32 protein-coding genes are annotated in these 26,564 nt (G+C 66.2%); 26 read left to right on the top strand and 6 right to left on the bottom strand.

Annotated elements, in window-relative coordinates; translation table 11 throughout:
* Genes rpsS through rpsQ form a run of 6 tightly spaced genes read left to right on the top strand, consistent with a single transcriptional unit; the run spans position 1 to position 2,657 of the window.
* Complete coding sequence (gene rpsS, locus BST27_RS05565) at positions 1–282, top strand: 30S ribosomal protein S19 (protein WP_003925848.1); 282 nt, start codon at positions 1–3, stop codon at positions 280–282.
* Complete coding sequence (gene rplV, locus BST27_RS05560; RefSeq protein ID WP_069417614.1) at positions 279–785, top strand: 50S ribosomal protein L22; 507 nt, start codon at positions 279–281, stop codon at positions 783–785. Before rpsS ends, rplV begins: the two co-directional genes overlap by 4 nt.
* Positions 785–1,618 carry a 30S ribosomal protein S3 gene (gene rpsC, locus BST27_RS05555; RefSeq protein ID WP_069417613.1) on the top strand — a complete coding sequence of 278 codons (834 nt, stop codon included), beginning with the start codon at positions 785–787 and terminating at the stop codon, positions 1,616–1,618. Before rplV ends, rpsC begins: the two co-directional genes overlap by 1 nt.
* A 3-nt stretch (positions 1,619–1,621) precedes the next feature.
* Positions 1,622–2,038, top strand: coding sequence for a 50S ribosomal protein L16 (gene rplP / locus BST27_RS05550; RefSeq protein WP_069417612.1), 417 nt, complete (start codon positions 1,622–1,624; stop codon positions 2,036–2,038).
* Entirely contained in the window at positions 2,038–2,292 is a 255-nt protein-coding gene (gene rpmC, locus BST27_RS05545; protein WP_069417611.1) for a 50S ribosomal protein L29, read from the top strand. Before rplP ends, rpmC begins: the two co-directional genes overlap by 1 nt.
* Positions 2,292–2,657, top strand: a complete 366-nt coding sequence (rpsQ, locus tag BST27_RS05540; protein ID WP_069417610.1) for a 30S ribosomal protein S17 — start codon at positions 2,292–2,294, stop codon at positions 2,655–2,657. The genes rpmC and rpsQ overlap by 1 nt, the downstream gene beginning before the upstream one ends.
* Before the next feature lie 80 nt (positions 2,658–2,737).
* Here the strand turns inward: rpsQ and BST27_RS05535 are convergent, their stop codons facing one another.
* Complete coding sequence (locus BST27_RS05535; RefSeq protein ID WP_069417609.1) at positions 2,738–3,325, bottom strand: TetR/AcrR family transcriptional regulator; 588 nt, start codon at positions 3,323–3,325, stop codon at positions 2,738–2,740.
* Between the two features lie 94 nt (positions 3,326–3,419).
* Here BST27_RS05535 and BST27_RS05530 point away from each other — a divergent pair, with 94 nt between their 5' ends.
* The 7 genes from BST27_RS05530 to BST27_RS05500 all read left to right on the top strand — a co-directional run bounded on the left by BST27_RS05530 (position 3,420) and on the right by BST27_RS05500 (position 11,872).
* Positions 3,420–4,760: an oxygenase MpaB family protein gene (locus tag BST27_RS05530; RefSeq protein ID WP_069417608.1), complete on the top strand. Its 1,341-nt coding sequence runs from the start codon at positions 3,420–3,422 to the stop codon at positions 4,758–4,760.
* 113 nt (positions 4,761–4,873) lie between these two features.
* Positions 4,874–7,240 (top strand): arylsulfatase, encoded by a 2,367-nt coding sequence (locus BST27_RS05525; RefSeq protein ID WP_069417607.1) that lies wholly within the window; start codon positions 4,874–4,876, stop codon positions 7,238–7,240.
* Positions 7,241–7,891: a hypothetical protein gene (locus tag BST27_RS33520; RefSeq protein WP_232007173.1), complete on the top strand. Its 651-nt coding sequence runs from the start codon at positions 7,241–7,243 to the stop codon at positions 7,889–7,891. It begins immediately after the preceding gene.
* Positions 7,888–8,817, top strand: coding sequence for a DUF4436 domain-containing protein (locus BST27_RS05515; RefSeq protein WP_372515489.1), 930 nt, complete (start codon positions 7,888–7,890; stop codon positions 8,815–8,817). Before BST27_RS33520 ends, BST27_RS05515 begins: the two co-directional genes overlap by 4 nt.
* 197 nt (positions 8,818–9,014) lie before the next feature.
* Positions 9,015–9,974, top strand: coding sequence for a DUF4436 domain-containing protein (locus tag BST27_RS05510; RefSeq protein ID WP_069417606.1), 960 nt, complete (start codon positions 9,015–9,017; stop codon positions 9,972–9,974).
* On the top strand, positions 9,975–10,874 hold the full coding sequence (locus BST27_RS05505; RefSeq protein ID WP_069417605.1) for a formylglycine-generating enzyme family protein: 900 nt from the start codon (positions 9,975–9,977) through the stop codon (positions 10,872–10,874).
* Between the two features lie 56 nt (positions 10,875–10,930).
* Entirely contained in the window at positions 10,931–11,872 is a 942-nt protein-coding gene (locus BST27_RS05500) for a DUF4436 domain-containing protein (RefSeq protein ID WP_232007172.1), read from the top strand.
* A gap of 46 nt (positions 11,873–11,918) precedes the next feature.
* Here BST27_RS05500 and BST27_RS05495 read toward each other — a convergent pair whose 3' ends face one another.
* A complete protein-coding gene (locus tag BST27_RS05495; RefSeq protein ID WP_083148399.1) occupies positions 11,919–14,465 on the bottom strand; it encodes a PE family protein in 2,547 nt (848 codons plus the stop codon).
* Between the two features lie 624 nt (positions 14,466–15,089).
* Here BST27_RS05495 and rplN point away from each other — a divergent pair.
* Genes rplN through rplO form a run of 10 tightly spaced genes read left to right on the top strand, consistent with a single transcriptional unit; the run spans position 15,090 to position 19,191 of the window.
* A complete protein-coding gene (gene rplN, locus BST27_RS05490) occupies positions 15,090–15,458 on the top strand; it encodes a 50S ribosomal protein L14 (protein ID WP_003403649.1) in 369 nt (122 codons plus the stop codon).
* Positions 15,459–15,776 (top strand): 50S ribosomal protein L24, encoded by a 318-nt coding sequence (rplX, locus tag BST27_RS05485; RefSeq protein WP_069417603.1) that lies wholly within the window; start codon positions 15,459–15,461, stop codon positions 15,774–15,776. It begins immediately after the preceding gene.
* Positions 15,776–16,339 carry a 50S ribosomal protein L5 gene (rplE, locus tag BST27_RS05480; protein ID WP_069417602.1) on the top strand — a complete coding sequence of 188 codons (564 nt, stop codon included), beginning with the start codon at positions 15,776–15,778 and terminating at the stop codon, positions 16,337–16,339. Before rplX ends, rplE begins: the two co-directional genes overlap by 1 nt.
* Before the next feature lie 4 nt (positions 16,340–16,343).
* A complete protein-coding gene (locus tag BST27_RS05475) occupies positions 16,344–16,529 on the top strand; it encodes a type Z 30S ribosomal protein S14 (protein ID WP_069417601.1) in 186 nt (61 codons plus the stop codon).
* Positions 16,530–16,550: 21 nt separating this feature from the next.
* Positions 16,551–16,949, top strand: coding sequence for a 30S ribosomal protein S8 (gene rpsH, locus BST27_RS05470; protein WP_069417600.1), 399 nt, complete (start codon positions 16,551–16,553; stop codon positions 16,947–16,949).
* 12 nt (positions 16,950–16,961) lie between these two features.
* The gene (rplF, locus tag BST27_RS05465; RefSeq protein ID WP_069417599.1) at positions 16,962–17,501 is read left to right on the top strand and encodes a 50S ribosomal protein L6; all 540 of its coding nucleotides are present in this window, start codon (positions 16,962–16,964) and stop codon (positions 17,499–17,501) included.
* A gap of 2 nt (positions 17,502–17,503) precedes the next feature.
* Positions 17,504–17,872 (top strand): 50S ribosomal protein L18, encoded by a 369-nt coding sequence (rplR, locus tag BST27_RS05460; protein WP_069417598.1) that lies wholly within the window; start codon positions 17,504–17,506, stop codon positions 17,870–17,872.
* 19 nt (positions 17,873–17,891) lie between these two features.
* A complete protein-coding gene (rpsE, locus tag BST27_RS05455) occupies positions 17,892–18,569 on the top strand; it encodes a 30S ribosomal protein S5 (RefSeq protein WP_069417597.1) in 678 nt (225 codons plus the stop codon).
* A gap of 2 nt (positions 18,570–18,571) precedes the next feature.
* Positions 18,572–18,754 carry a 50S ribosomal protein L30 gene (gene rpmD / locus BST27_RS05450; RefSeq protein WP_069417596.1) on the top strand — a complete coding sequence of 61 codons (183 nt, stop codon included), beginning with the start codon at positions 18,572–18,574 and terminating at the stop codon, positions 18,752–18,754.
* Entirely contained in the window at positions 18,751–19,191 is a 441-nt protein-coding gene (gene rplO, locus BST27_RS05445) for a 50S ribosomal protein L15 (protein WP_069417595.1), read from the top strand. The genes rpmD and rplO overlap by 4 nt, the downstream gene beginning before the upstream one ends.
* A 72-nt stretch (positions 19,192–19,263) precedes the next feature.
* Here the strand turns inward: rplO and BST27_RS05440 are convergent, their stop codons facing one another.
* Positions 19,264–20,208 carry an LLM class flavin-dependent oxidoreductase gene (locus BST27_RS05440; RefSeq protein ID WP_069417594.1) on the bottom strand — a complete coding sequence of 315 codons (945 nt, stop codon included), beginning with the start codon at positions 20,206–20,208 and terminating at the stop codon, positions 19,264–19,266.
* 41 nt (positions 20,209–20,249) lie between these two features.
* Here BST27_RS05440 and sppA point away from each other — a divergent pair, with 41 nt between their 5' ends.
* Positions 20,250–22,007 (top strand): signal peptide peptidase SppA, encoded by a 1,758-nt coding sequence (gene sppA / locus BST27_RS05435; protein ID WP_069417593.1) that lies wholly within the window; start codon positions 20,250–20,252, stop codon positions 22,005–22,007.
* Between the two features lie 8 nt (positions 22,008–22,015).
* On the opposite strand, the gene BST27_RS05430 is transcribed toward sppA, so the two are convergent.
* Both BST27_RS05430 and BST27_RS05425 read right to left on the bottom strand, forming a co-directional pair.
* On the bottom strand, positions 22,016–22,930 hold the full coding sequence (locus tag BST27_RS05430) for a class I SAM-dependent methyltransferase (protein ID WP_069417592.1): 915 nt from the start codon (positions 22,928–22,930) through the stop codon (positions 22,016–22,018).
* A 23-nt stretch (positions 22,931–22,953) separates the two neighbouring features.
* The gene (locus tag BST27_RS05425) at positions 22,954–23,910 is read right to left on the bottom strand and encodes a class I SAM-dependent methyltransferase (protein ID WP_069417591.1); all 957 of its coding nucleotides are present in this window, start codon (positions 23,908–23,910) and stop codon (positions 22,954–22,956) included.
* Between the two features lie 135 nt (positions 23,911–24,045).
* Here BST27_RS05425 and BST27_RS05420 point away from each other — a divergent pair, with 135 nt between their 5' ends.
* On the top strand, positions 24,046–24,828 hold the full coding sequence (locus BST27_RS05420; protein WP_069417656.1) for an SDR family NAD(P)-dependent oxidoreductase: 783 nt from the start codon (positions 24,046–24,048) through the stop codon (positions 24,826–24,828).
* A gap of 125 nt (positions 24,829–24,953) precedes the next feature.
* On the opposite strand, the gene BST27_RS05415 is transcribed toward BST27_RS05420, so the two are convergent.
* On the bottom strand, positions 24,954–25,601 hold the full coding sequence (locus tag BST27_RS05415) for a class I SAM-dependent methyltransferase (RefSeq protein ID WP_372515488.1): 648 nt from the start codon (positions 25,599–25,601) through the stop codon (positions 24,954–24,956).
* A gap of 74 nt (positions 25,602–25,675) precedes the next feature.
* Between BST27_RS05415 and BST27_RS05410 the strand changes: the two genes are divergently transcribed.
* Positions 25,676–26,539, top strand: a complete 864-nt coding sequence (locus BST27_RS05410) for a helix-turn-helix transcriptional regulator (protein ID WP_069417589.1) — start codon at positions 25,676–25,678, stop codon at positions 26,537–26,539.
* The last annotated feature ends 25 nt before the right edge of the window (positions 26,540–26,564 follow it).

The following is a 26,564-nucleotide window of genomic DNA, read 5'->3' as shown; positions in this document are numbered from 1 at the left end:
ATGCCACGCAGCCTGAAGAAGGGCCCGTTCGTCGACGACCATCTGCTCAAGAAGGTCGACGCGCAGAACGAGAAGAACACCAAGCAGGTCATCAAGACCTGGTCGCGCCGGTCGACAATCATTCCGGACTTCATCGGCCACACCTTTGCTGTGCACGACGGGCGCAAGCATGTCCCGGTGTTCGTCACCGAGGCGATGGTTGGTCACAAGCTGGGTGAGTTCGCGCCGACGCGCACCTTCAAGGGACACATCAAGGACGACCGGAAGAGCAAGAGGCGATGAGTACGGCTACTGAATATCCCTCTGCGACAGCCAAGGCACGCTTCGTGCGGGTGTCGCCGAGAAAGGCGCGCCGGGTGGTCGACCTGGTACGCGGCAAGTCGGTGGCGGACGCGCTCGACATTCTGCGCTGGGCGCCGCAGGCCGCCAGTGAACCGCTGGCGAAGGTGATCGCCAGCGCCGCGGCCAACGCGCAGAACAACAACGGCCTGGACCCGGCGACCCTGGTGGTGGCCACCGTCTACGCCGACGAGGGTCCGACCGCCAAGCGCATCCGCCCGCGTGCCCAGGGGCGCGCCTTCCGGATTCGCCGGCGCACCAGCCACATCACGGTGGTGGTGGAGAGCCGTCCGCCCAAGAACGAGAAGTCGGCGAAGTCCTCACGGGCGCGCCGCGCGGAGGGGAGCAAGGCCGCCGCCAAGAAGGCTCCGGCATCAAAGGCTCCCGCCAAGAAAGCACCCGCGAAGAGTTCTGAGACTTCTGAGGCGAAGGGAGGCTCAGACTAGTGGGCCAGAAGATCAATCCGCACGGTTTCCGGCTGGGTATCACCACCGACTGGAAGTCCCGCTGGTACGCCGACAAGCAGTACGCGGACTACGTCAAGGAGGACGTCGCGATCCGCCGGTTGCTGTCGTCCGGACTGGAGCGCGCGGGAATCGCCGACGTGGAGATCGAGCGGACCCGCGACCGGGTGCGCGTTGACATCCACACCGCCCGTCCCGGCATCGTGATCGGTCGCCGTGGCACCGAGGCCGACCGGATTCGCGCGGATCTGGAGAAGCTCACCGGCAAGCAGGTGCAGCTCAACATCCTCGAGGTGAAAAACCCCGAGTCGCAAGCACAATTGGTGGCCCAGGGCGTTGCCGAGCAGCTGAGCAACCGCGTGGCCTTCCGTCGTGCGATGCGCAAGGCCATCCAGTCGGCGATGCGTCAGCCCAACGTCAAGGGCATCCGGGTGCAGTGCTCGGGTCGCCTCGGCGGCGCCGAGATGAGCCGGTCGGAGTTCTACCGCGAGGGCCGCGTTCCGCTGCACACGCTGCGGGCGGACATCGACTACGGCCTGTACGAGGCCAAGACCACCTTCGGCCGTATCGGCGTGAAGGTGTGGATTTACAAGGGCGACATCGTCGGTGGCAAGCGCGAACTGGCCGCCGCCGCGCCCGCGGGCGCCGACCGTCCGCGTCGTGAGCGTCCGTCGGGCACCCGTCCGCGTCGCAGCGGTGCGTCCGGCACCACGGCGACCGGAACCGACGCCGGCCGGGCCGCCGGCGGTGACGAAGCCGCCGCCGCTCCCGAAGCCGCCGGGTCGGCCGTTGAAGCGCAGAGCACGGAGAGCTGAATCATGTTGATTCCCCGCAAGGTTAAACACCGCAAGCAGCACCATCCCCGCCAGCGCGGTATCGCCAGTGGCGGCACCTCGGTGAACTTCGGCGACTACGGGATCCAGGCGCTCGAGCACGCATACGTCACCAACCGGCAGATCGAGTCCGCTCGTATCGCCATCAACCGGCACATCAAGCGTGGCGGCAAGGTGTGGATCAACATCTTCCCGGACCGGCCGCTGACCAAGAAGCCTGCCGAGACCCGGATGGGTTCGGGTAAGGGCTCGCCGGAGTGGTGGGTGGTCAATGTCAAGCCCGGCCGGGTGCTGTTCGAGCTGAGTTACCCCAATGAGGCGATTGCCCGGGCCGCGCTCACCCGCGCGATCCACAAGCTGCCGATCAAGGCACGCATCATCACCCGAGAGGAGCAGTTCTGATGGCAGTGGGAATTTCCCCTGGCGAACTGCGTGAGCTTACCGACGAAGAGCTGATCGAGCGGTTGCGCGAGTCCAAGGAAGAGCTGTTCAACCTGCGCTTCCAGATGGCCACCGGCCAGCTCACCAACAACCGCCGGCTCCGTACGGTGCGTCACGAAATCGCGCGTATCTACACGGTGCTGCGCGAACGAGAGCTGGGTCTGGCTTCCGGGCCGGACGGTACCGATGGCGAAGGCGATGGTAAGGATTCGTAATGGCAGAGGCTAAGACTCCCGCGAAGGCCGCTCCGAAGCAGGCGGCGACCAAGGCGGCCGCGGACGCACCCGCAAAGGAAAAGGGCCCCAAGCACACCCCGGCCAACCCGAAGCCGCGCGGTCGGCGCAAGACGCGCATCGGTTACGTCGTGAGCGACAAGATGCAGAAGACCATCGTGGTCGAGTTGGAAGACCGTATGCGGCACCCCTTGTACGGCAAGATCATTCGCACCACCAAGAAGGTCAAGGCGCACGACGAGAACAGCATCGCCGGTATCGGCGACCGCGTTTCGCTGATGGAGACCCGGCCGTTGTCGGCGACCAAGCGCTGGCGGTTGGTGGAGATTCTCGAGAAGGCCAAGTAGCGGTCAAGTAGCTCTCGCGAGCAGACGCTCAGCCCCCGTTTCGGACCGAAATCGGGGGCTTATGCGTCTGCTCACCTTATTTACTGGGCTTTACTGGGCCGCCCGGTGAGCTCCGGGCCGATGCGATGCACGAAGTTGCGCAACCGTTCCAGCGTCGCGGTCTCCGGATCGCTCAGGCGGAGTTGCAGCAGTTCCAGACCCGAGGCGTACAGAATGCGCGCGGTGTAGTCGGGGTCGTGGAGTTGGGGATAGATGCGCAGCAACTCACTCCGCAGGAACTCACACACCAAGTCCTTGGACTGGGCCAGTCGGGTGTGCAACTGCGGGGGAGCGCCCTGGGGCGGGAAAAGGAACAGCCGCCAGGTCGCCGTGTGAGCCTCGATGGCGGCCAGCACCCCGTCGAATGCCCGAACCAGTGGCTGGTTGTCCGCGCTCGGTTCGCCCAATCCTTCGATCGCCTCGGCGAATTGGGCGCCGGCGCACGCCGCCTCGCGGTCGATCAGCGCGACGAACAACGCCGGCAAATCGCCGAACAGCTGGTAGATCAACGACCGATTGATGCCGGCCTCTTGCGCAATGCGCGCCGGCGTCGCCGCGTGGAACCCTTCGGCGTCGACGATGGCGTGGGTGACGTCCAGGATCTGCTCGCGCCGTCCTTCGGCGGTCATCCGCCGTCGGTGGGTGCTCACAGTCACACTTGACAGCATAACTAACAGATTGTGAGTATTAACTCACTCAGTGTTAGTTATCCGGAAGGCCGCAATGGTTGCGTATTACCCTGAGCTCGCGAAGCGGGTCCGAAGCCAATCCGATCTGCAGCCCGGCCTTTACGGCGACTTTGATTTCGAGCAGCAGCCGCTGCGACTGGCCACCGAGCCCGGCGTCGAATCCTCGTTGCCGGCCTGGGTCGCCGACCGCGACACCATTCTGGAGGACGAGCGGGTCCTCGAATTGATCAGCACTGCCACCATGCTCGGCGATGTGGTGGCGGATCCCTATGCGGCCCTTATGGGTAAATACAGCGTCTCGCAATTGATCGGCATGCTCAAGACCGCGTGCCGCGAGGGAGTCGAGGCGGTGCCGGACGCGCCGCCGGAACTTGCGTCGTTCATCGCTGCGATGGAAGACACCCCCGAGTGGATCGACTTCGACCTGGTACGCGAAGGCGCTCGACAGGAACGCATCCCATCGGCGCTGCTGGCGCCCTTCATCATCCGAGGGGCCTTCATCGCGACGTTCATGAATACCTACGCCGCTCTGCCGATGGCCCTCACCGGCGCGCTCACCGGCAAGCGGGCCGCGCGGCGCGTGAACGAGACGGCCAGCTTCTTCGCCGTCACCACCCTGCCCGGTGCGCTCGACCGGTATGGCCCCGGTTTTGAGGCCGCCGCCATGGTCCGGTTGATGCATTCGATGGTGCGCTACAACGCGCTGAAGAAATCCGACAAATGGGACGTTTCCATCTACGGCATGCCAGTGCCGCAGGTCGATCAGATGCCCGCCGGAATGATCGGCCAGTACCTGTTGGCCCGCCGGGCGCGCCAGCAAGGGCGAACGAAGTTCACCAAGCAAGAACGGGCCGTCGTCGAGTTCGCCAGGTATCGCTGCTTTCTGCTGGGTCTGCCCCCGGAGCTGTTGCCGTCGGAACCCGACGACATCATCCACGTCATGCATGCGCGCGCGGCCCTGCTGCGCGACGGGTTCGACGACATCTGCCGGGAACTCGTCGAGGGCACGATGGCGGCATATCTGCGGCCCAACGACTCGTTGTTCGACCGGTGCGCCGACGCGGTCGAGAAGAGTTTCAGCAAGCTGACATTCGTGCGCACCTTCTGCAACGGCGACCGCGAGATCGCCGAAGCGATGGGCGTGTCACTGGGGTCAATGGATCTGATCCGCGTCGCTCTCACCGCGCCCTTTATCATCGGACGCTTCACTGTGGTGAGCCAGGCCAGTCGCATCCCCGTGCTTGCCGATGTCGTCGACGCGTATGTCATCGGACTGCTCAAGCTGCGCCTGGCGACGTACGGCAAGCCCGAATTCGTCACTGACGCAGCGCACTACACGCCGACCCCACACCGCGCACCCGCGGTTCCGGTGTAGCTGACCCGAACCGCATAGCGGGCACTATAGAAATCCTCAGCTTTTTTGGCTCCGTCGCGTGTAATGTCCACGGACGTTCGGTAAGTCCATCACGGGAATGAGGTTGGTGGGAGATGGCTGAGAAGCCGGGGTCGACGGAGTTTCAGGGCAAGATCGAACTGGATATTCGCGATTCGGAGCCCGATTGGGGGCCGTACGCCGCGCCGACTGCGCCGGAGAATGCGCCCAACGTCCTGTACGTGGTCTGGGACGACACCGGAATAGCCACCTGGGACTGTTTCGGCGGCCTGGTGGAGATGCCGGCGATGACGCGTATCGCCGAACGCGGCGTACGCCTGTCGCAATTCCACACCACCGCCCTTTGCTCACCGACCCGGGCATCACTGCTGACCGGTCGCAACGCGACCACCGTCGGCATGGCCACCATCGAAGAGTTCACCGACGGCTTCCCTAACTGCCACGGCCGCATTCCTTTCGAAACCGCGCTGCTGAGTGAAGTGCTCAACGAACGCGGGTACAACACCTACTGCATCGGCAAGTGGCATCTGACGCCGCTGGAGGAGTCCAGCATGGCGGCGACCAAGCGGCACTGGCCGACCTCGCGGGGATTCGAGCGGTTCTACGGCTTCCTGGGCGGGGAGACCGACCAGTGGTATCCCGACCTGGTGTACGACAACCACCCGGTGACTCCGCCCGGCACTCCCGAGGACGGCTATCACCTGTCAAAAGACTTGGCGGACAAGGCGATCGAGTTCATTCGCGACGCGAAGGTGATCGCGCCGGACAAGCCGTGGTTCAGCTACGTATGCCCCGGCGCCGGCCACGCCCCGCATCACGTCTTCAAGGAATGGGCCGACAAGTACGCCGGCAAGTTCGACATGGGTTACGAAAAGTACCGGGAGATCGTGCTGGAAAGGCAGAAGGAGCTCGGGCTCGTCCCGCCGGACACCGAGCTTTCGCCCGTCAACCCCTATCTCGACGTGAAGGGGCCCAACGGCGAGTCGTGGCCGCTGCAGGACACGGTGCGGCCCTGGGACTCGCTCAACGACGAAGAGAAGAAGTTGTTCAGTCGCATGGCCGAAGTGTTCGCCGGCTTCCTGAGCTACACCGACGCGCAGATCGGCCGCATCCTGGACTACCTCGAGGAATCGGGTCAGCTCGACAACACCATCATCGTGGTGATCTCCGACAACGGGGCCAGCGGCGAGGGTGGGCCGAACGGATCGGTGAACGAAGGCAAGTTCTTCAACGGCTACATCGACACCGTCGAAGAGAGCATGAAGCTGTTCGACCATTTAGGTGGGCCGCAGACTTACAACCACTATCCGATCGGTTGGGCGATGGCCTTCAACACGCCCTACAAGCTGTTCAAGCGTTACGCCTCCCACGAAGGCGGCATCGCTGATCCGGCGATCATCTCCTGGCCCAACGGAATTGCGGCCCGAGGTGAAATCCGGGACAACTACGTCAATGTCAGCGACATCACCCCGACCGTTTACGACCTGCTCGGTATGACCCCGCCGGAGACCGTCAAGGGGATTCCGCAGAAGCCACTTGACGGTGTGAGTTTCAAAGCGGCCCTGGATGATCCGGCAGCCGACACCGGAAAGACGACGCAGTTCTACACGATGCTGGGAACCCGGGGGATCTGGCACCAGGGCTGGTTCGCCAACACCGTGCACGCGGCTACACCCTCCGGGTGGAAGCACTTCGAAGCCGACCGGTGGGAGCTGTTCCACATCGAGCGCGACCGTAGCCAAAGCCACGACCTGGCCGCCGAGTACCCGGACAAGTTGGAGGAACTCAAGGCACTGTGGTTTTCCGAGGCCGCCAAGTACAACGGCCTGCCGCTGTCTGATCTGAACATCATCGAGACGCTGACCCGGAAGCGGCCCTACCTGGTCACCGAACGAGCCAGCTACGTTTACTACCCGAACTGCGCCGATGTCGGCATCGGCGCCGCGCCCGAAATTCGCGGGCGGTCCTTTGCTCTCGTGGCCGACGTGACCGTCGATACCACCGGCGCCGAAGGCGTGTTGTTCAAGCAGGGCGGCGCACACGGAGGGCACGTCCTGTTCATCCAGGACGGGCGCCTGCACTACGTGTACAACTTCCTCGGGGAGCGTCAGCAGCTGGTCTCGTCGGATGCTCCGGTCCCGCTGGGCAGACACCTACTGGGTGTGCGGTACAACCGCACGGGGACCGTGGCCAACAGCCACACGCCACTTGGCGACCTCACGCTCTACTTCGATCACAATCCGGTCGGCACGCTCGCCGACGTGACGACACACCCGGGAACGTTCGGATTGGCGGGTGCGGGAATCACCGTTGGACGTAACGGTGGCTCCAGCGTGGCCAGTCGCTACAAGCCACCCTTCGTGTTCACCGGTGGAACGATCGCCAAGGTCACGATGGATCTTTCCGGTCGGCCCTACGAGGACGTGGAAACCGAACTGGCGCTCGCCTTTTCGCGTGACTGAATGACAGCGAGACGGTGGCGTGTCGCCCTTGGGATGGCCGTCCTGGTCTGGCTGCCGGCCGTCGGTTGCGAGCACATCGGCGGCGGATCGGACACCGCGCAATCGCGCCCTGATCCAATAGAGCCCGTGCCTGGGATCGCGGCGACCAGTTCCCAGCACATACCGCCCAACGCGACCCGCTGCGTCGTCACGCCGGGCGACGGGGAGGAGATCGTCGCTGCCGTCGCCGATCCCACCGCGCCGAGGATCACCATGAGGGTTCCCGACGGCTGGGCAGCCGAAGAGGGGACGGGCGATATCGCGCTGGTGATGTCGGGTCCGCACGCCATGTCTGCGACGGTGCGCATTGCACCGACTGACCCCACGCCGGAAAGCGCATTCCTGCGCTACACCGCGGCGCTGGGCGGTGCGATGCAACGCCTGAAGTTCGTCGTCACCGGCGCACAGTTCTGCGGCTACAGCAGCGAGATACTGAGCGGGATCCTGCGCGGTGAATCAACCAGGATCGACTTCGCCGACCGCATCACCCACATCCGGACCAACACCAACCACTTCCTGGTGACCATCCACGTCGAGGCACCTGCTGACACAGCCGACTTCGGGGCGGCAAAGGCGGTCCTGCTGCAAGACTTCGGCGTCGTCATACCGTGAAAGGCGAAAACCCCCCCGTGACCGCCGACGTGACCCAAACGCCACCCGGATCGCGACGAAGCCGCATGCTGACCACCGTCGGGCTGCTGCTGGCCTTCCTCGTGGTCTATGCGCTGTCCCTGGTTGGCGTGCACCTGCTGGGCAGATCCGGCCTTCCGTTGCCGCCGGTCGACATCAGCAAGTATTCGGCAGACGACACGATCGTGCAGTTGCGCCTCGGCGAGCTCAAGCCCGTAGCGGACCGGCTGTCGGTGAGCGTTCTCGTCTATCCCAAGGAATCGTTGTACGACAAGACTTTTGGTGATCTGACCACCGATGCCGTGGTGCGTCTGTACCCGGCCAACGACCTGGGGGACTTGCAGTACCCGGTGGGAAAGGTTCCCGGACAGGTCGCAACCAGCATCGAAGCCCGCGGCACTCCGGCCAATTGGCCATTCGACACGTACACGACGGATGTCATCTCGGCTGATGTGTTCACCGGTCAGGGCAAAGACCGCCACGTCGATACTGCTCGCGTCGAGGTGGTGGGGGCGTTGGAAGGTTGGGACGCCACCGTCACCCGCGTCCACGACTCGGACAATCCGGACCCGAACAGCGCCGACGACGTGGTCATCACGCTGCACAGGGCCAAGGGCACGCTCATCTTCGATGCCGGAATATGCCTGGTGTTGGTCGCGCTGCCCACACTCGCACTGTGGGTGGCCATCCCGATGGTGTCGGGTAAGGCCCCGTTCCTACCGCCGTTTGCAACGTGGTTCGCCGCGATGCTGTTCGCCATCGTCCCACTGCGCAACTTTCTTCCGGGCTCGCCGCCGCAGGGCTCGTGGATCGACCAGGCGCTGGTGTTGTGGGTGTTGATCGCGCTCGTCGTTGCGATGTTCCTTTATGTCCTCGCGTGGCACCGGGATCGAAAGAAGAAGACCTGAGCGTTGGGTCCTGTGGTCCGAAATATGGTTCGACAAACAGTGATTCGTTGCTCTTGATCCGCATCGACGGGCTGGCGGGCTGATGGTCAAACGCTTGAGATTGATCGCACCCTCGCGCGGGCGGTAAGGGTCCGCTACCATCGCATCGGGCATTTGCATCTACCAACAGACTTCACGAGCGATGGGCTGGTTGACCGATGACCGCTAGTGCTCCGCCTCCACCACCTTCACCGGCTTCATCCTCAACACCGTTTTCTGAGGCTGTCGAACATACCGCGCCACCGCCCCGCCGCGGTGCGCCTCGCGGCTTGGTCGTGCTGGCGATTGTGTTGGGCTTCCTTACCGTCTACTGCCTGTCGCTGTTCGGTTTCCACCTGTTGTCCAAGTCCGGGGATGCGCTTCCGCCGCCGGATTTGGGCACTGTCGAAGACACCGTCGTGGTGGTCCGGTTGGAGGAGATGAAGACCAGCCCGAATCCGCGTCTCTCGGTGAAGGTGCTGGTGATCCCCGAGGACGACATGTACGACAAGCGTCTCCAAGTCCTGAAGACCGACACCGCCGTCCGCTTCTACCCGGAGAACGACCTGGGCGATCTGCTCTATCCGGCGGGAAAATCGCCGGCGCAGGTGTCCACCACACTCGAGGCGCACGGTAGTCCCGCCACCTGGCCGTTTGACTCCTATCGCACCGACCCCATCTCCGCCGATGTGCTCGTGGGGCAAGGCGACGATCGCAAGTACATCCCTGCGCGCGTGGAAGTGACCGGGAAGTTGGAGAATTGGGACGCTACGGTCACGCGTGTCCATGATCCCGCGGACACCGATAACCCGGACAGCCGCGATGACGTCATCATTACCCTGCGCAGGTCGAAGACCCCGCTGATCTTTGACCTGGGGCTGCTGCTGGTCCTTTTCGCGTTGCCCACCTTGGCGCTCGCGGTGGCGACCCAGATCGCATTGGGCAAGCGGAAATTCGCGCCGCCGTTCGTCACCTGGTTCGCCGCGATGCTGTTCGCGGTCATACCCATACGCACGTTCCTGCCCGGCGCACCCCAGCCGGGCGCGTGGGTGGACCAGGCCCTGGTGCTCTGGGTGCTGTTCGGTCTGGTCGGGGCGATGGGTTTGTATATGTGGAGCTGGTACCGGCAATCTGACTAGGTGCTGACCGAACTGGTTGACCTTCCGGGCGGAACCTTCCGGATGGGATCTACAAGCTTTTATCCGGAAGAGGCCCCGATCCACACCGCGACGGTGCCCCCCTTCGCGATAGAGCGGCACCCGGTGACCAACGCACAATTCGCTGAGTTCGTCGCTGCCACAGGCTATGTGACGGTCGCCGAGCAACAGATCGATCCGGCGCTTTACCCCGGTGCGGATCCCGCGGACCTGGTCCCGGGGGGTCTGGTCTTCCGACCCACGCCGGGTCCGGTCGACCTACGCAACTGGCGGCAATGGTGGGAGTGGGTGCCAGGTGCTCACTGGCGTCAGCCATTCGGCCCGGACAGCGATATCGCCGACAAGGCCGACCACCCCGTGGTGCAGGTGGCGTATACCGACGCCGCGGCCTACGCCCGCTGGGCTGGGCGGCGGTTGCCCACCGAGGCCGAGTGGGAATATGCGGCGCGGGCCGGCAGCACCTCGGATTACGCCTGGGGTGACGATCCGCAGCCCAATGGCCGGCTGATGGCCAACACGTGGCAGGGCAAGTTCCCCTACCGCAACGACGGTGCGCTCGGCTGGGTGGGGACTTCGCCCGTCGACACCTTTCCGCCGAACGCATTTGGGCTGACCGACATGATCGGAAACGTGTGGGAATGGACGACGACCGAGTTCTTCGGACATCACCGGCCTGACCAACCGCCGAAGGGCTGCTGCACGCCGTCTGGCCGCCCAGATCCGACTGTCAATCAGACCCTCAAGGGGGGGTCACACCTGTGCGCGCCGGAGTACTGCCACCGCTACCGGCCGGCCGCGCGTTCGCCGCAATCCCAGGACAGCGCGACCACTCACATCGGATTTCGCTGCGTGGCGGATCCCGCCAACCAAGAAGACGGGTAGCGGTGGTCTGACGAGACGGCCGTCCGCAAGCCCGCCGGTTGCTACGATCTGACCTCGTGTCGGTAGATGCGCGGCCGGGCGGCGAGTCGCCTGCCGACCCTGAGCCGGCACCGGCCAAACCGGGGCAAGTGCAGTCTGATCACAGGCACATGTCGGTGCGTCAGCACCTCGTGCTCGATACGTCGATCATCGTCGGTGTCGCGCTGGCCTGGATTCTCTTGATACTGAGCTACCACTGGTTTGCCCAGCCGCCGCTCCCCAAGGTGGATCCCCACACAACCGCCGAAACGGTGGTCGTGCTGCACCTACAGGATCTGAACACCACGGAGCAACGCCTCGGCATGAAGGTGTTGTTGAAACCCGACGCAACGATCCTGAATCCACGCCTGCACCGATTGACTGCCGACACCGCGGTGCGGTTTCCGTCGCAAGAGGATCTGGGGGAACTGCAATATCCGAAAGATCAAGCGCCGCAACCATACGACGCGACAGTGGAGGCTCGGGGCGATCCCCTGCACTGGCCCTTTGACACCTACACCACCGACCCCATCCGGGTTCAGTGGCTCGCCGGGGCGGGCGAGTCCCTGCACTACGAGAACGCTCGCGTCGAAGTGGATGGCGTGGTCGACGGCTTCGATGTCTCTCTAGAACGCGTCGGGGACGACCCGAACGACCCTGCCGACGCGGTGATCATCAAATTGAGCCGGGCCACCGGACCGCTTTTCTTTGACATCGGAATCTGCCTGGTGCTGATCACGCTGCCGGCGTTGGCGATGTTCGTTGCCATCCAAATGGTCACCCAGCGCCGGGCATTCGTGCCGCCGTTCGGCACCTGGTATGCCGCGATGCTGTTCGCGGTGGTGCCGTTGCGCAACTTCCTTCCGGGTTCGCCGCCGACGGGCGCGTGGATCGACCAGGGGCTGGTGATCTGGGTGTTGCTGGGCCTGGCCGCGGCCATGGTGATTTACATCGTGGCGTGGTATCGGGACAAAAATTGATAGTGGAACAGCCGGGCGGATCGGCCTCGGCCTAGAGCCAACCTGCCTACCTGCCGCCGCCGAGGCCGCCCGTGCCGCCCGTGCCGCCGGTGCCACCGGCAGCACCCGTAGCCGGGTTGCCGGACGTGCCGACATTGCCCACGGCGCCGACGGTTCCGTCCCCGGTTCCGCCGTGTCCGCCGGAGCCGCCGAATCCGCCGTCGCCGGCCGGGCCCTTTGTCGTGCCGGTGCCGCCCACCCCGCCGACGCCGCCGGCACCACCGGCACCACCGTTGCCGCCACGCAGGCCGGTGCTCGGCATTGCGTTGCCGCCCGTGCCACCGACGCCACCGACACCGCCCTGCCCGCCCGCGCCGCCGACCGCGCCCGGGCCGGTCGCGTTGCCGCCCACACCACCCGTTCCGGCGACGCCGCCCTTGCCACCGCCCCCGCCGCTGAAGATTCCGTTTCCAGGCGAGCCGGACCCACCGGCCCCGCCCGTGCCGCCCGTGCCGCCGGAACCGGCGATGTTTTGCAGGATTCCGCCAGAGCTGGCACCACCGGTTCCCCCGGCGCCGCCGACCCCGCCGTAGCCTCCGGTCAGGCTGCCCTGGGTACTCGACTGGGTGATGTCGCTGCCGCGGCCGCCGTCGCCGCCTTGCCCGCCGTTGCCGCCGGTCGCGTACAGGTCGCCGGTTCCGGCGGCGCCGCCGGTCCCGCCCTTACCGCCGGCGCCGCCCTGCACGCCCGTGTATGTCCCGCTGTCGATGTAGTTGGGCTTGGCGGCGCCGCCGGTCCCGCCCTTGCCGCCGTCGCCGTTGTAGCCCGCGCCACCGACCCCGCCGTTGCCGCCGAAACCGCCCGCGCCACCAGATCCGTTGATTCCGTTCGCGCCCCCAGCGCTGCCGCCGCGGCCGCCCTGACCGCCCTTACCGCCGAAGCCGCCGTCGCCACCGAGTGCGCCCGCCGAGGTAGCGGCGGATCCGCTGCCCCCGGCCCCGCCGTCGCCACCGTTACCCGCCTTGCCACCGTCGCCGACCGTGCCCCCGACACCGCCGGTGCCCGCCACGCCGCCGGTTCCGCCGTCACCGCCGGCCCCTCCCTGGCCACCGCCGCCGGCGCCGGTCCCGATATCCGCGCCACCGGTGCCGCCGGTACCGCCGGTACCGCCGGCTCCACCGGCACCGCCGGAGCCGTTGAAACCGCTGGCGGTTGAGTTGCCTCCGGTGCCGCCGTTACCGCCGTTGCCGCCGCGATAGCCATCGGCCGCAAGGCCGCCGCCCGGCCCGCGCGAAGCGCCGACGTCGCCTGCGCCGCCCGATCCGCCGTTGCCACCGTTTCCGCCCACGCCGGCGTTGCCGGCGCTGCCGCCAAATCCCAGCAGTCCGCTGGCGCCGCCCGCACCGCCGACTCCGGCGTCACCGCCGGTTGCGCCATGGCCGCCGTTCCCGCCAACCGTGCCATAGCCCAGGCCGACGCCTCCCGTCCCGCCATCACCTCCGGCGCCGCCGTTACCACCCAGGCCGCCGACCCCGCCGCGGCTGAACAGGCCGTGAGCGGCACCGCCGACGCCGCCCGCGCCGCCGGTGCCGCCGGCGAAGCCGTCGCCACCGGCCCAACCACCAGCTGCCCCCGCAGCGCCAAACCCGCCGACACCACCGTTACCGCCGGCCCCGCCGACGCCACCGGAAGAGAAGGCGAAGGCCCTGCCGGCGCCCCCGGCGCCACCTGTCCCGCCGGTCCCGCCGACCTGGCCTGGCGCCCCGGCGGCACCGTCACCGCCGGCACCGCCCGCGCCACCGTTGCCGGCCAGGTAGCCGCCGGCACCTCCGGTGCCGCCGGTCCCGCCGGACCCGCCGGTTCCGAGACCGACGCCCCCGGCGCCGCCGGCACCGCCGTTGCCGAACAGCAATCCGCCCGCGCCGCCGGCGCCGCCGGCGAACCCGGGCGCTCCGACGCCGCCGACACCGCCGGTCCCGAACAGGACCGCGGAGCCCCCGGTGCCCCCTGCGGCGCCGGCCCCGCCGACGCCACCGGCGCCGCCGTTGCCGAACAGCAACCCGCCGGTGCCGCCCGATCCGCCGACGGCGCCGCCCGCACCGGCACCTCCGGCCCCGCCGTTGCCGATCAGCCCGGCGGCCCCGCCGTTGCCGCCGCGACCGTCGTAGCCGTTGCCGCCGTTGCCCCACAACAGGCCGCCGGGTTGCCCGTTGGGGCTGGCCGCGGTGCCGGCGGCGCCGTCGCCGATGAGTGGACGCCCGAGCAAGAACTCGGTCGGCGCGTTGATCGCGCCGAGGACCGACCGTTCGAGTTCCTGTAGGGGCGCGACGTTGGCGGCTTCGGCGAGGCCGTACGCCGACCCGCCGGAGGCCAATGCCCGCACAAACTGATCGTGGAACAGCGCAACATCCCTGGTAAGGGCCTGGTAATCGCGCCCGAAACCGTCGAACAGCGCCGAGATCGCCACTGACACCTCGTCGGCCCCGGCGGCCAGGACTTGGGTGGTGGAACCGGCCGCGGACGCGTTGGCCGCGGCGATCGCAGCTCCGATTCGGCTCAACTCCCCGGACGCCGTCGCCAACGTCTCGGGTACTGCAGTCACAAAAGTCGACATGGGACTCCGCTCACCGGCATGGGCTCGACGCCGAAAGGCTGGCTCAGTAGCTCTGGCTAAGTAGCTGCGGTCACAGTGTCACGGTTGGACCGGTGCACTTCGTCACCGAATTCGGTTGACCGCCAACGCGGTGGACGTCCTGCGATGCCCCGCACCGGGCGGGCCGCCGCACCGGCCACACTCACTCCGCGACGATCCCGGCAACGCTTGGTTATGCGCTCTAGCTGCTGTTGAGCACGGACAGCAATGCTGGACTCGAGGGGTGCCGCGCCCGCAGAGAGTTCGCGCAGCGCACTTTCGGCGAGCAGTGCGACCGGGAATGCGTACCGGGCTTTTCCATAGAAACACGGTGACGCGAAACATCAACGAACTGACGGAAAACGGCGGCTCGGGTGGCGGCCGCGATGGCAGTGCCTCGCCCGGGGATGGGCAATGTCACTGCAGGGAGTCTTGCAGGGTGGGCGAATTTGGCGCTGGGCTGGCCGTCCCCTAGACTCTAGGGGTTGCCTTGGGCAGACCTCGGCCGGTTCACCGGCCCCGCGTGCCCTACGACGACAAACAGACCGCGCACGTCAGGTGAGTTTCTCCTGCCGTGCACACGTCAGAAACAGGTCAGGAGATCTAGTGATTCAGCAGGAATCGCGGCTGAAGGTCGCCGATAACACCGGCGCCAAGGAGATCTTGTGCATCCGTGTGCTCGGCGGCTCGTCGCGACGCTACGCCGGCATTGGTGACGTCATCGTCGCCACCGTCAAAGACGCCATCCCCGGCGGCAACGTCAAGCGTGGGGACGTCGTCAAGGCGGTCGTGGTGCGCACGGTCAAGGAGCGCCGCCGTCCCGATGGCAGTTACATCAAGTTCGATGAGAACGCGGCAGTGATCATCAAGCCCGACAACGACCCGCGCGGGACGCGCATCTTCGGGCCGGTCGGGCGGGAACTGCGCGAGAAGCGGTTCATGAAGATCATCTCGCTCGCCCCGGAGGTGTTGTAGATGAAGGTCCACAAAGGCGACACCGTGCTGGTCATCGCGGGTAAGGACAAGGGCGCCAAAGGCAAAGTGCTGCAGGCTTACCCGAGCCGCAACCGGGTGCTCGTCGAAGGTGTCAACCGGATCAAGAAGCACACCGCGGTCTCGGCCAACCAGCGCGGCGCGCAGTCCGGCGGCATCGTCACCCAGGAGGCGCCGATTCACGTGTCGAACGTGATGGTCGTCGACTCCGACGGCAAGCCCACCCGGATCGGTTACCGCGTCGACGAGGAAACCGGCAAGCGGGTTCGCATCTCGAAGCGCAACGGCAAGGACATCTGATGACTACTGCAGAGAAAGTTCAGCCGCGCCTCAAGCTGCGCTACCGCAACGAGATCCGGGACGCGCTGCAGCAGCAGTTCAACTACGCCAATGTCATGCAGGTCCCGACGGTGACGAAGGTCGTGGTCAACATGGGGGTCGGCGAGGCCGCCCGCGACGCCAAGCTGATCAACGGCGCCGTCAACGACCTGGCGCTGATCACCGGTCAGCGGCCGGAGATTCGCCGCGCGCGCAAGTCGATCGCACAGTTCAAGTTGCGCGAAGGCATGCCGGTGGGTGTGCGCGTGACGCTGCGCGGCGACCGGATGTGGGAGTTCCTCGACCGGCTGACCTCGATCGCGCTGCCGCGTATCCGCGACTTCCGCGGCTTGTCGCCCAAGCAGTTCGACGGGGTGGGCAACTACACCTTCGGGCTGGCCGAGCAATCGGTGTTCCACGAGATCGATGTGGACAAGATCGACCGGGTCCGCGGCATGGACATCAACGTTGTCACCTCGGCGACGACCGACGACGAAGGACGAGCGCTGTTGCGGGCCCTCGGCTTTCCCTTCAAGGAGAACTGAGCAGATGGCAAAGAAAGCACTGGTCAACAAGGCGCAGCGTAAGCCGAAGTTTGCGGTGCGCGGCTACACCCGCTGCAGCAAGTGTGGTCGCCCGCGCGCGGTGTTCCGCAAGTTCGGGCTGTGCCGGATCTGCCTGCGCGAGATGGCGCATGCGGGCGAGTTGCCCGGCGTGCAGAAGAGCAGCTGGTGACAGGACGCGGGGACTAAAACCATGACGATGACGGATCCAATCGCAGACTTCTTGACCCGTCTGCGCAACGCCAACTCGGCGTACCACGACGAGGTGACCCTGCCGCACTCCAAGATCAAGGCGAACATCGCCCAGATCCTGAAGAACGAGGGGTACATCAGCGACTTCCGCACCGAGGATGCTCGGGTGGGCAAGTCGCTGGTGGTGCAGCTCAAGTACGGGCCCAGCCGCGAGCGCAGCATCGCCGGCTTGAAGCGGGTGTCCAAGCCCGGCCTGCGGGTGTACGCGAAATCGACCAACCTGCCGCGAGTGCTCGGCGGCCTTGGCGTCGCAATCATTTCGACGTCCTCGGGTCTCCTCACTGACCGTCAGGCAGCCAGACAGGGCGTGGGCGGCGAAGTCCTCGCATACGTTTGGTGAGAGGGAAGAACCATGTCTCGCATTGGTAAGCAACCGGTCCCGGTTCCCGCCGGGGTCGACGTAACGATCGACGGTCAGAACGTCTCGGTGAAGGGGCCCAAGGGCACCTTGGAGCTGACCGTGGCCGAGCCGATCAAGGTCGCGCGCAACGACGATGGTGCGATCGTGGTCACCCGTCCCGACGACGACCGGCGCAACCGCTCGCTGCACGGGCTGTCCCGCACCCTGCTGGCCAACCTGGTCACCGGTGTGACGGAGGGTTACACCACCAAGATGGAGATCCACGGCGTCGGCTACCGCGTCCAGCAAAAGGGCAGCAATCTGGAGTTCGCGCTCGGATACAGCCACCCGGTGGTGATCGAGGCCCCCGAAGGCATCACGTTCGCGGTGCAGGCACCGACGAAGTTCACGGTCTCAGGGATCGACAAGCAGAAGGTCGGTCAGATCTCGGCGAATATCCGTCGCCTGCGCCGTCCCGACCCCTACAAGGGCAAGGGCGTGCGCTACGAAGGTGAACAGATCCGCCGCAAGGTCGGAAAGACAGGTAAGTAGTTATGGCGCAATCTGTTTCGGCAACACGACGGGTTTCCCGGCTGCGTCGGCACGCGAGGCTGCGCAAGAAGGTCGCAGGCACCGGGCAACGCCCCCGGTTGGTGGTGCACCGCTCGTCGCGGCACATCCACGTGCAGCTGGTCAACGACCAGAACGGCACCACCCTGGCCGCCGCCTCCTCGATCGAGGCCGATGTGCGTGGCCTGGACGGAGACAAGAAAGCCCGCAGCGTGCGGGTCGGGCAACTGATCGCCGAGCGCGCCAAGGCCGCCGGCATCGACACCGTGGTCTTCGACCGCGGCGGTTACACCTACGGCGGACGGATCGCGGCTTTGGCCGACGCCGCCCGCGAGAACGGATTGAGTTTCTGATGAACGGAAGGACCGCATAATGGCGGAGCAATCGGCTGGCGGCCCGACAGACAGCCGTGGCCAAGACAGCCGTGACAGCCGCGACTCGCGGGACGGGCGTGGCCGCCGCGACGGTGGCGGGCGCGGTGGCCGTGATCGGGACGGGGACAAGAGCAACTACCTCGAGCGGGTCGTCGCCATCAATCGCGTCTCCAAGGTGGTCAAGGGTGGTCGGCGGTTCAGCTTCACCGCTTTGGTCATCGTTGGTGACGGCGCAGGGATGGTCGGTGTCGGCTACGGCAAGGCCAAGGAAGTTCCGGCGGCGATCGCCAAGGGCGTCGAGGAGGCTCGCAAGGGCTTCTTCCGGGTGCCCCTGATCGGCGGCACCATCACTCACCCGGTGCAGGGCGAGGCGGCCGCCGGTGTGGTGCTGCTGCGTCCGGCCAGCCCGGGTACCGGTGTGATCGCCGGCGGCGCGGCGCGTGCGGTGCTGGAATGCGCTGGGGTGCACGACATCCTGGCGAAGTCACTGGGCAGCGACAACGCGATCAACGTGGTGCACGCCACCGTCGCCGCCCTCAAGATGCTGCAGCGCCCGGAGGAGGTGGCCGCTCGCCGCGGTCTGCCGATCGAGGACGTTGCTCCCGCCGGCATGTTGAAGGCGCGACGGGAAAGTGACGCGCTGGCCGCGGCCGCTGCGCGCGAGGGAACGGCATAACCATGGCAGACCTGAAGATCACCCAGGTGCGCAGCACCATTGGTGCGCGCTGGAAGCAGCGCGAGACCCTGCGCACACTGGGTCTACGAAAGATCCGGCACTCGGTGATCCGCGAGGACAACCCCCAGACCCGCGGGCTCATCGCGGTGGTGAGCCACCTCGTAGAGGTGGAGGAGGCCAAGTGACTATCAAGCTGCACGACCTGAAGCCCGCGCGCGGGTCGAAAACCCCGCGCACCCGCGTCGGTCGCGGTGAGGGGTCCAAGGGCAAGACCGCGGGCCGCGGTACCAAGGGAACCCGGGCCCGCAAGAACGTGCCGACCACCTTCGAGGGTGGGCAGATGCCCATCCACATGCGGCTGCCCAAGCTCAAGGGCTTCCGCAACCGCTTCCGCACCGAGTACGAAGTCGTCAACGTCGGTGACATCAACCGGCTGTTCCCGGAGGGCGGCACCGTCGGTGTCGACGAGCTGGTGGCCAAGGGCGCCGTCCGCAAGAACTCGCTGGTGAAGGTCCTGGGCGACGGCAAGCTGACGGTGAACGTCGCGGTGACCGCGCACAAGTTCAGCGGCAGCGCCCGCGAGAAGATCACCGCCGCCGGCGGCTCGGCCACCGAGCTCTAGTTTTTCCGCCGAGCAGACGCAAAGGCCCCGGTTTCGTGCCCGAAACTGGGGCTTGCGCGTCTGTTCGGCGTCCTAAGTGAGGTGCGGGATCACCTCTGCGGCAAGGCGTTCCATTTGCTCGCGGTCTTCGGCGACCGTGGCCCCAACGGGGTTGAGTAGCAGTAGCTGCGCCCCCGCGGCTGCCACCTCCTGCAGCCCGCGGACCACGTCGTCGGGGGTTCCCGACACCGACACCGACTCGATACCCGACATCTTTCCGTAGATGCGACGCAGTCCCGCCATCACGCGTTCGCGGGCCCGGTCGGCATCGTCGTCGATCATCAGATAGACCCGTTTGCCGATGGTGAACTGCGTCGGGTCTTTGCCCTGGGCGGCGAGTTCGCGGCGCACGGTCTGCACGGCACCGGCGAAATCAGCGGTTGTCGAGGATCCCGCGCCCATGAACGCATCACCGTGGCGCACCGCCCGGGCCAGGGCCTTGGGCGCGTGCGCTCCGAACCAAATCGGCGGGTGTGGTCGCTGCACCGGTTTGGGCTGGATGGGCAGGTCGTCGACATCGCGAAACCGGCCGTGGAAGGTCACCCGCGGTTCGTCCGACCAGGCCGCCTTCATCAACTGCAGCCCCTCGGTGAAGTAGCTGACGTAGCTGTCCTGGTCGACACCGAAGGCGGCGAACTTGCGACGACCGCCCCCGGGTGCGACGCCGATGTCGAGCCGGCCGTGGCTGAGCCGGTCGATGGCGGTCACAGCCGAGGCCAGTTGCAGCGGGTCGTGCAGCGACGTCACCAGCACAGCAACGCCCAGGCGCAACCGCTGCGTGCACGCCGCCGCATACGCCAACAGCTCCAGTGGGGCCAACAGCGGTGTGTCGCCGATGATCTGCTCGAGTGTCCAGCCGCCTTCGAAACCGAGTTCCTCGGCGCGGCTCAGATACGAGCGAAGCCCGTCGATGTCGAAGCCGGCGGGGCCGTTTGGGGTTCCGGAATCGAGCTGGGGGATCGAGATGCAAAACCTCACCCTGACCACGGTACGGCGGCCGGTCGGTAGGCTGGCTTATTATGCTTGCCTTTCTGGATTTTCTGCCGGGTGTAGACGACATGCGCGCCTTGGCCACTCGCGTCGACACGGCGCGTCACCACGGCGTACCTAACGGCTGCGTGCTCGAGCTCAACCTGCGGTCCATTCCACCGGAGACGACGGGCTTTGACCCGTTCACCCTGTTCTCCGGCGGTGACAGGCAGATATCACTGCGCGCCGCGGTCGCCGCGATTCATCGCGCGGCCGAGGATCCTCGCGTCGCCGGACTGATTGCCCGCGTCCAGCTTCCGCCTTCCCCGGCCGCGGCAGTTCAGGAGTTGCGGGAGGCCATCGCGGCCTTCAGCGAAGTTAAGCCGTCCCTGGCCTGGGCCGAAACCTACCCGGGCACCTTGTCCTACTACCTGGCTTCGGCGTTCCGCGAGATCTGGGTGCAGCCCTCGGGTGAGGTGGGGTTGGTCGGTTTCGCCGGCACCGCGATGTTCCTGCGCGACGCGCTGGACAAGGCGGGCATCGAGGCGCAGTTCGTCGCCAAAGGCGAATACAAATCTGCGGCAAATGTTTTCACCGAAGACGGCTTCACCGAGGCGCATCGTGAAGCCGTCACCCGGATGTTGGCGAGTCTGCGGGAACAGGTATGGCAGGGCGTCGCGAAGTCGCGCAACCTCGACGTCGCCGTTCTTGACGAACTGGCCGACCGGGCACCGCTGTTGCGGGACGATGCGGTGGCATCAAAACTGGTGGACCGCATCGGCTTCCGCGACGAGGCCTACCTACGGATCGCGGAATTGACCGGCACCAAAGACATTTCACCGGAGTCGATCGACACTGACGACAAGTTTCCGCGAATATCTCTGGCGCGCTACGCCAGTTCGGCCCGACCTAGGCTGGCACCGCCGGTGCCGTCCGTTCCGGGGCGTAAGTCCAAGCCGACGATCGCCGTCGTGACCGTCGAGGGTGCGATCGTCAACGGGCGGGGTGGGTCGAAGGGCCTACCGATCGGCCCCTCCAACGCGGGCGGTGACACCATTGCCGCTGTCCTGCGCGAGGTTGCGGCCGAGGAGTCGGTGTCGGCCATCGTGCTGCGGGTGGACAGTCCCGGCGGTTCGGTCACGGCGTCGGAAACCATCTGGCGCGAGGTGAAACGAGCGCGCCAGCGCGGGAAGCCGGTGGTGGCGTCGATGGGCGCGGTCGCGGCGTCCGGTGGCTACTACGTCTCGGTGGCCGCCGACGCTATCGTGGCAAACCCGGGCACCATCACCGGCTCGATCGGGGTGCTTACCGGCAAGCTGGTGGTGCGCGACCTCAAGGACCGCTTGGGTGTCGCCTCAGATACGGTGCGCACCAATGCCAATGCCGACGCCTGGTCCATCGACACGCCGTTCACGCCGGAGCAACAGGCGCACCGGGAGGCCGAGGCGGACCTGTTCTACAACGACTTCGTCGAGCGTGTCGCCGAAGGCCGAAACTTGAGCGTGGAGGCCGTAGATGCCGTGGCGCGGGGCCGGGTTTGGACCGGAGCCGATGCCCTCGAACGCGGCTTGGTGGACGAGCTCGGTGGCTTTCGTACCGCGTTGCGCCGGGCGAAGGTGCTGGCCGGGCTGGACGAGGACACCGAGGTTCGCCTGGTGGGTGTGCCGGGCCCGTCGCTGTTCGATCTGGTGCGACCGCGAATCTCGGTGGAAGCCTTGGTGACCCGCTCGATCGCCGGGCTGATCGGACAGGCGGAAGAGACGCTCACCGGCGCCAACGTGCTGTGGCTGGGGGAGTCGCGCTTCTAAGGCTTGGGTCAGCTGGACAGGGCGGCGCTGATGAAGATGATCTCGCCCAGTGGGTCGTCGTCTGCCGGTGCGGGAACCGGGATGCCGTTGCGCTTGAACAGCTCAGTTCGGGTCACACCCTCGACGTCCCAACCCTTGCCGCGCAGATAGTCGACGACGTGGTTGCGCTCGCCGGGGTACACCAACGACGCCATGTCGATGTCCACGCCGAAGTCGCGGAACGAGCTGCTCATCTCCCGTGCCCGGTCGACGTCGAAATCGACTATGCCCGGCACGAATTCGGTCGCTATGGTGCTGCCGGGGGCACTGAGGGCGGCGATGTTGTCGAACAATCGGTCCTGGGCCTCGGGCGGCAGGTAGATCAACAGCCCTTCGGCCAACCAGGCCGTCGGCGCCGTCGAGTCCAGGCCGGCCTGTTGCAGCGCAGCCGGCCAGTCACCGCGCAAGTCAATCGGGATGGCGCGCCTGGTCGCGGTGGGCTCGGCGCCGATACCCGCCAAAGTCGTTGTCTTGAACTCGATCACCTTCGGCTGGTCTAGTTCGTAGACGACGGTCCCATCCGGCCACGGCAGTCGGTAGGCGCGGGCATCCAAACCGGAAGCCAATATCACCGCCTGCCGAACTCCACCATTGGTGGCGTTCAGGAAGTAGTCGTCGAAGTACTTGGTGCGCACGGCCATTCCATCGATCATCGCCTGCGCGCGAGCCGGGGAACTGTTGTCGAACGTCGCGAGATCCAGCTCGCCATCCATCATCTTGATGAAGAAATCCACGCCGACCGCACGCACCAGGGGGTCGGCGTAGGGGTCGTTGATCAAGCCGCGAGGATCTTTGGTCGCCATTGCGCGACCGGACGCGACCAGCGTCGCCGTGACTCCGACGCTGGACGCCAGATCCCAGTTGTCGTCGTGAGTGCGTGCCATGAAAGTAACCTTATGCGTGCCCGCTACCCGGTCCGTTTCTCGGTAAGCGTGCCGCTCACGTAGAACAGGTCGGGCATCGGCACGTCTTCCTCCTCGATGGGCGGAAGACCGTTCGCGGCCAACAGGTCCCGAGCGTTGTTCTCGGTCAGCGACCATCCGCGGTCGGCCAGGTAGGCGGCGGCTACGTTGCGGTCGCCGAAGTACACCAGCCCGGTCATGTCGAAATCGAAACCCTGCGAGCGCCACCGCTCGGAGATGTGCTTCATGCGCTCTTTCATCCGCTCCTCGTGGTCAGGGTCGATGTTGCGGATGCTTTCGGTCGCGATCCGGCTGCCCGGTGCACTGAGTTCGGTGATCGTGTCCAATAGCCGGTCCTGCGCGTCCGGCGGCAGGTAACCCAGCAGGCCCTCGGCGCTCCACGCGGTCGGTTGGCCCGGGTCGAACCCGGCCGCCCGGAGCGCGGCGGGCCAGTCCTCACGCAGATCGACGGCCACCGTGCGACGGTCTGCGGTGGGGGAGGCGTTGAGTTCAGAAAGGGTGCGGGACTTGAACTCGATCACCTGCGGCTGGTCGATTTCGTAGACGACAGTCCCCGCGGGCCAGTCCAACCGATAGGCCCGCGAATCGAGCCCGGACGCCAGGATGACTACCTGCCTGATACCGGCGCCGGTCGCGTCGAGGAAGAACTCGTCGAAGAACTTGGTGCGGATGGCCATGTTGTCGGCCATGCGTGCCATCGAGGTATTCGGCTGTTCCGCGTCGTCGATCTCGGTGGGCGTCAATTCCCCGGTCGCCAACCGGGTAAGCATGTCGACACCCACCGCCCGGACCAGCGGTTCGGCGAACGGGTCGTTGATCAGTGCATTTTCGGCCCGGGAAGCGACCGCGCGGGCCGCTGCGACCATCGTCGCGGTGACTCCGACGCTGGATGCCAGGTCCCAGGTGTCGCCCTCATATCTCGCGGTGCCACTGGACGCCATCTACTTCCCCCAATTCTGGACGCTGATACTTAGCTTACGTAACAAGCATTCGAGCGCAATTAGTTCCAACCCGGGTCGACCGTGGCTACCTTGATGGGCATGTCGCAAATCACTCCGGGCGAAGGGTCCTTTGAGGTGGCCGGCAAGCGGGTGCTCATCACGGGTGCCTCGTCGGGAATTGGAGCCGCGCTGGCCAGGCAGTTGGCGGCGCAGGGCGCGGTGGTGGGGCTGATTGCCCGTCGCGAGGACAGGCTGGCCGATGTCCTGGCTGACTGCAAAAGGAGCTCGCCGGACTCGCAGATGTGGGTCGCCGACCTGGCCGACACATTGCATGATGGCCCGCTGGCTTTGCGTGCCTGGCATGGGATGGGGGGTATCGATGTGCTGGTGAACAACGCGGCGATCCCGAAGCGGCGCTCGGTGACAGAGCTCAATGTCGTCGAGGTGGAGACGGTGATGCGGGTCAACTTCATCGCTCCGATGCGGCTGACCCTGGCGCTGCTGCCGCGGATGCTGGCGCGCCGTTCGGGCCTGATCGTGAATGTGTCGAGTGTGGCCGGCCGGATGGGCATACTCCACGAATCGGCCTATTGCGCGAGTAAATTCGCGTTGTCTGGGTGGAGTGAGGCGATCGCGGCGGACTTGAAGGGCACCGGGGTCTCGGTGAAGTTAATCCAGCCGGGCCCGGTCGACACCGACATCTGGGATCAGCCGGACAACGACGAGCCGATTTATCAGGGGCCCAAGGTGCCACCCGAGGAGGTGGCCGCGGGCGTCATCGCCGCGATGGGCAGCGACCGGTTCGAGCACTATCTGCCCGATCTGAAGGCGGTCGTCGATGCCAAGAACGCCGACCTCGACGCGTTCATCGCGGGCGCGGCCGCCATGGCTGCCGAGCCGAACAGCGACAGGCATTGACGTTCCGATGAAGGCTCAATGAATGCGGCGTGCCACCGGAACCCTTCGAGGTCGATGATGACGTCAACCCGCTGGCCGAAGAATGTGCGCCGCACCCCAACGCGCATTGCGAGAAGTGCCCGACCCTAGCCGGAACGGATGGCTCGATAGTAGGCGAGTTGTCCGAATACGCGGTGCCGTTGGGTGGCGACCTGTGTGCACTCGAATCCCACCTCACCAAACAACCGGGGGATCGCGTCCCCGAGGTTCCCGGCGGTGAGGTGGTTGTGCCGCATGAACCGCGACGCGAGGCCGCCGCGCTCGGCCGGGTCGCCGCCGATGTCGACCAGGTGTAGTCGGCCGCCTGGACGCAGCACCCGGAAAGCCTCTGCGGCCGCATCGGCCTTCGCATCGCTGTCCAGATGGTGCAGCATCATCGACGACAGCACCCGGTCGAATTCCCCGTCGGCAAACGGCAAGCGTTGGGCGTAGGCGCGCTCGAGGCGGATCCCGCTGAGTCCGCGCACCTTTCGTTGTGCCCGGCGTAACGCCAACGGATCCGGGTCGCTGCCGATCACTTCCGCCGCGGGCTGAGAACGCTTAGCACGGATCGTGAGATTTCCAGTGCCGCAACCGATTTCCAGAACGTGCTGCCCGGGGGCGAGTTCGGCCTGCTCGATGAGTTTTCGGTAGACACCGTCGAGGCCCAAGAGGCGCGCGAGCAGGTCGTAACCGGGCAAGAACGCATCGTGGCCGGCGGCTGGCAGGTAGTCATGTGGATGATGTTTGGTCACGCTATCCATATTTATACGCAGCTGAGTCGAGTAATTGGGCGATTATTGCGCATACTTGGACTATTTTTGATTAAGTGACGCACGCCGCTCGGTTGATCCGCTACCGCGGTGGCGTGCCGGTGTATCAATACCGCACCGACCCGGACATACCCCCGGTCTCGGTGCACCGACGACGCAGCGGCGACGCCGACGACCTCGCGGAGCGCGGCCGGCACATCCATCACTTCCCGGCCCTGTGGTACGTCCCCGCCGCCGGGCAGGTCTACGTCGCGGCCGCTGGTGCGGTGCTCGACCCCGCTCGGATGAACCAGCTGGATGAGGGGGTCGCGGTGTTCTTCGACCCCGCCGCTCTGGGCGAAGACGCCCGGTCACCGTGGCCGGCGTGGCGGGCGCATCCGCTACTTTTCCCGTTCTTGCACGGACATTCGGGTGGGATGCTGCGCTTGGACGTGCCCCTGGCACGCCGAGCGGCGTGGGACAACGCGATCCGATCGATCGAAACCGAGTTGGCCGGGGGAGAGGAAGGCTACCGACAGGCCGCGCTGGCGCATCTGACGCTGCTATTGATCGAGCTCGCTCGCCTGGCCCGCGACGTGGTGGACGATCTTCGGCGTAGCGGAGAACCGCTACTGGCAGAAGTGTTCGCTGTGATCGATCGTCGGCTCGGTGAGCGGCTGTCGCTGCGTGACGTGGCCCGCGACCTCGGCGTGACGCCCGGACACCTGACCACCGTCGTGCGGCGGCGCACCGGCCGCACCGTCGGCGATTGGATCATCGAACGGCGGATGGCCGAGGCTCGCGGCTTGCTGGCCACAACGGATCTATCGGTCGCTGAGGTGGCCAGCCGGGTCGGGATCGCCGATCCCGGCTATTTCAGCAGACTCTTCAGCCGGGTGCACGGCGTCTCGCCGCGGCAGTGGCGTGCCAGGCAGGGCTGACGCTGTTGACAGGGTTCTCCGAACG

Source organism: Mycobacterium intermedium, from assembly GCF_002086275.1.
GTDB lineage: Bacteria > Actinomycetota > Actinomycetes > Mycobacteriales > Mycobacteriaceae > Mycobacterium > Mycobacterium intermedium.
This window is presented reverse-complemented; position numbering and strand designations above follow the sequence as displayed.

What these genes read in the sequence shown, in the direction of transcription:
- rpsS (WP_003925848.1), top strand. Translation starts at nt 1, where the DNA reads ATGCCACGCAGCCTGAAGAAGGGCCCGTTCGTCGACGACCATCTGCTC.
- rplV (WP_069417614.1), top strand. Translation starts at nt 279, where the DNA reads ATGAGTACGGCTACTGAATATCCCTCTGCGACAGCCAAGGCACGCTTC.
- rplP (WP_069417612.1), top strand. Translation starts at nt 1,622, where the DNA reads ATGTTGATTCCCCGCAAGGTTAAACACCGCAAGCAGCACCATCCCCGC.
- rpmC (WP_069417611.1), top strand. Translation starts at nt 2,038, where the DNA reads ATGGCAGTGGGAATTTCCCCTGGCGAACTGCGTGAGCTTACCGACGAA.
- rpsQ (WP_069417610.1), top strand. Translation starts at nt 2,292, where the DNA reads ATGGCAGAGGCTAAGACTCCCGCGAAGGCCGCTCCGAAGCAGGCGGCG.
- BST27_RS05535 (WP_069417609.1), bottom strand. Translation starts at nt 3,325, where the DNA reads ATGACCGCCGAAGGACGGCGCGAGCAGATCCTGGACGTCACCCACGCC.
- BST27_RS05530 (WP_069417608.1), top strand. Translation starts at nt 3,420, where the DNA reads ATGGTTGCGTATTACCCTGAGCTCGCGAAGCGGGTCCGAAGCCAATCC.
- BST27_RS05525 (WP_069417607.1), top strand. Translation starts at nt 4,874, where the DNA reads ATGGCTGAGAAGCCGGGGTCGACGGAGTTTCAGGGCAAGATCGAACTG.
- BST27_RS33520 (WP_232007173.1), top strand. Translation starts at nt 7,241, where the DNA reads ATGACAGCGAGACGGTGGCGTGTCGCCCTTGGGATGGCCGTCCTGGTC.
- BST27_RS05510 (WP_069417606.1), top strand. Translation starts at nt 9,015, where the DNA reads ATGACCGCTAGTGCTCCGCCTCCACCACCTTCACCGGCTTCATCCTCA.
- BST27_RS05495 (WP_083148399.1), bottom strand. Translation starts at nt 14,465, where the DNA reads ATGTCGACTTTTGTGACTGCAGTACCCGAGACGTTGGCGACGGCGTCC.
- rplX (WP_069417603.1), top strand. Translation starts at nt 15,459, where the DNA reads ATGAAGGTCCACAAAGGCGACACCGTGCTGGTCATCGCGGGTAAGGAC.
- rplE (WP_069417602.1), top strand. Translation starts at nt 15,776, where the DNA reads ATGACTACTGCAGAGAAAGTTCAGCCGCGCCTCAAGCTGCGCTACCGC.
- BST27_RS05475 (WP_069417601.1), top strand. Translation starts at nt 16,344, where the DNA reads ATGGCAAAGAAAGCACTGGTCAACAAGGCGCAGCGTAAGCCGAAGTTT.
- rpsH (WP_069417600.1), top strand. Translation starts at nt 16,551, where the DNA reads ATGACGATGACGGATCCAATCGCAGACTTCTTGACCCGTCTGCGCAAC.
- rplF (WP_069417599.1), top strand. Translation starts at nt 16,962, where the DNA reads ATGTCTCGCATTGGTAAGCAACCGGTCCCGGTTCCCGCCGGGGTCGAC.
- rplR (WP_069417598.1), top strand. Translation starts at nt 17,504, where the DNA reads ATGGCGCAATCTGTTTCGGCAACACGACGGGTTTCCCGGCTGCGTCGG.
- rpsE (WP_069417597.1), top strand. Translation starts at nt 17,892, where the DNA reads ATGGCGGAGCAATCGGCTGGCGGCCCGACAGACAGCCGTGGCCAAGAC.
- rpmD (WP_069417596.1), top strand. Translation starts at nt 18,572, where the DNA reads ATGGCAGACCTGAAGATCACCCAGGTGCGCAGCACCATTGGTGCGCGC.
- sppA (WP_069417593.1), top strand. Translation starts at nt 20,250, where the DNA reads ATGCTTGCCTTTCTGGATTTTCTGCCGGGTGTAGACGACATGCGCGCC.
- BST27_RS05430 (WP_069417592.1), bottom strand. Translation starts at nt 22,930, where the DNA reads ATGGCACGCACTCACGACGACAACTGGGATCTGGCGTCCAGCGTCGGA.
- BST27_RS05425 (WP_069417591.1), bottom strand. Translation starts at nt 23,910, where the DNA reads ATGGCGTCCAGTGGCACCGCGAGATATGAGGGCGACACCTGGGACCTG.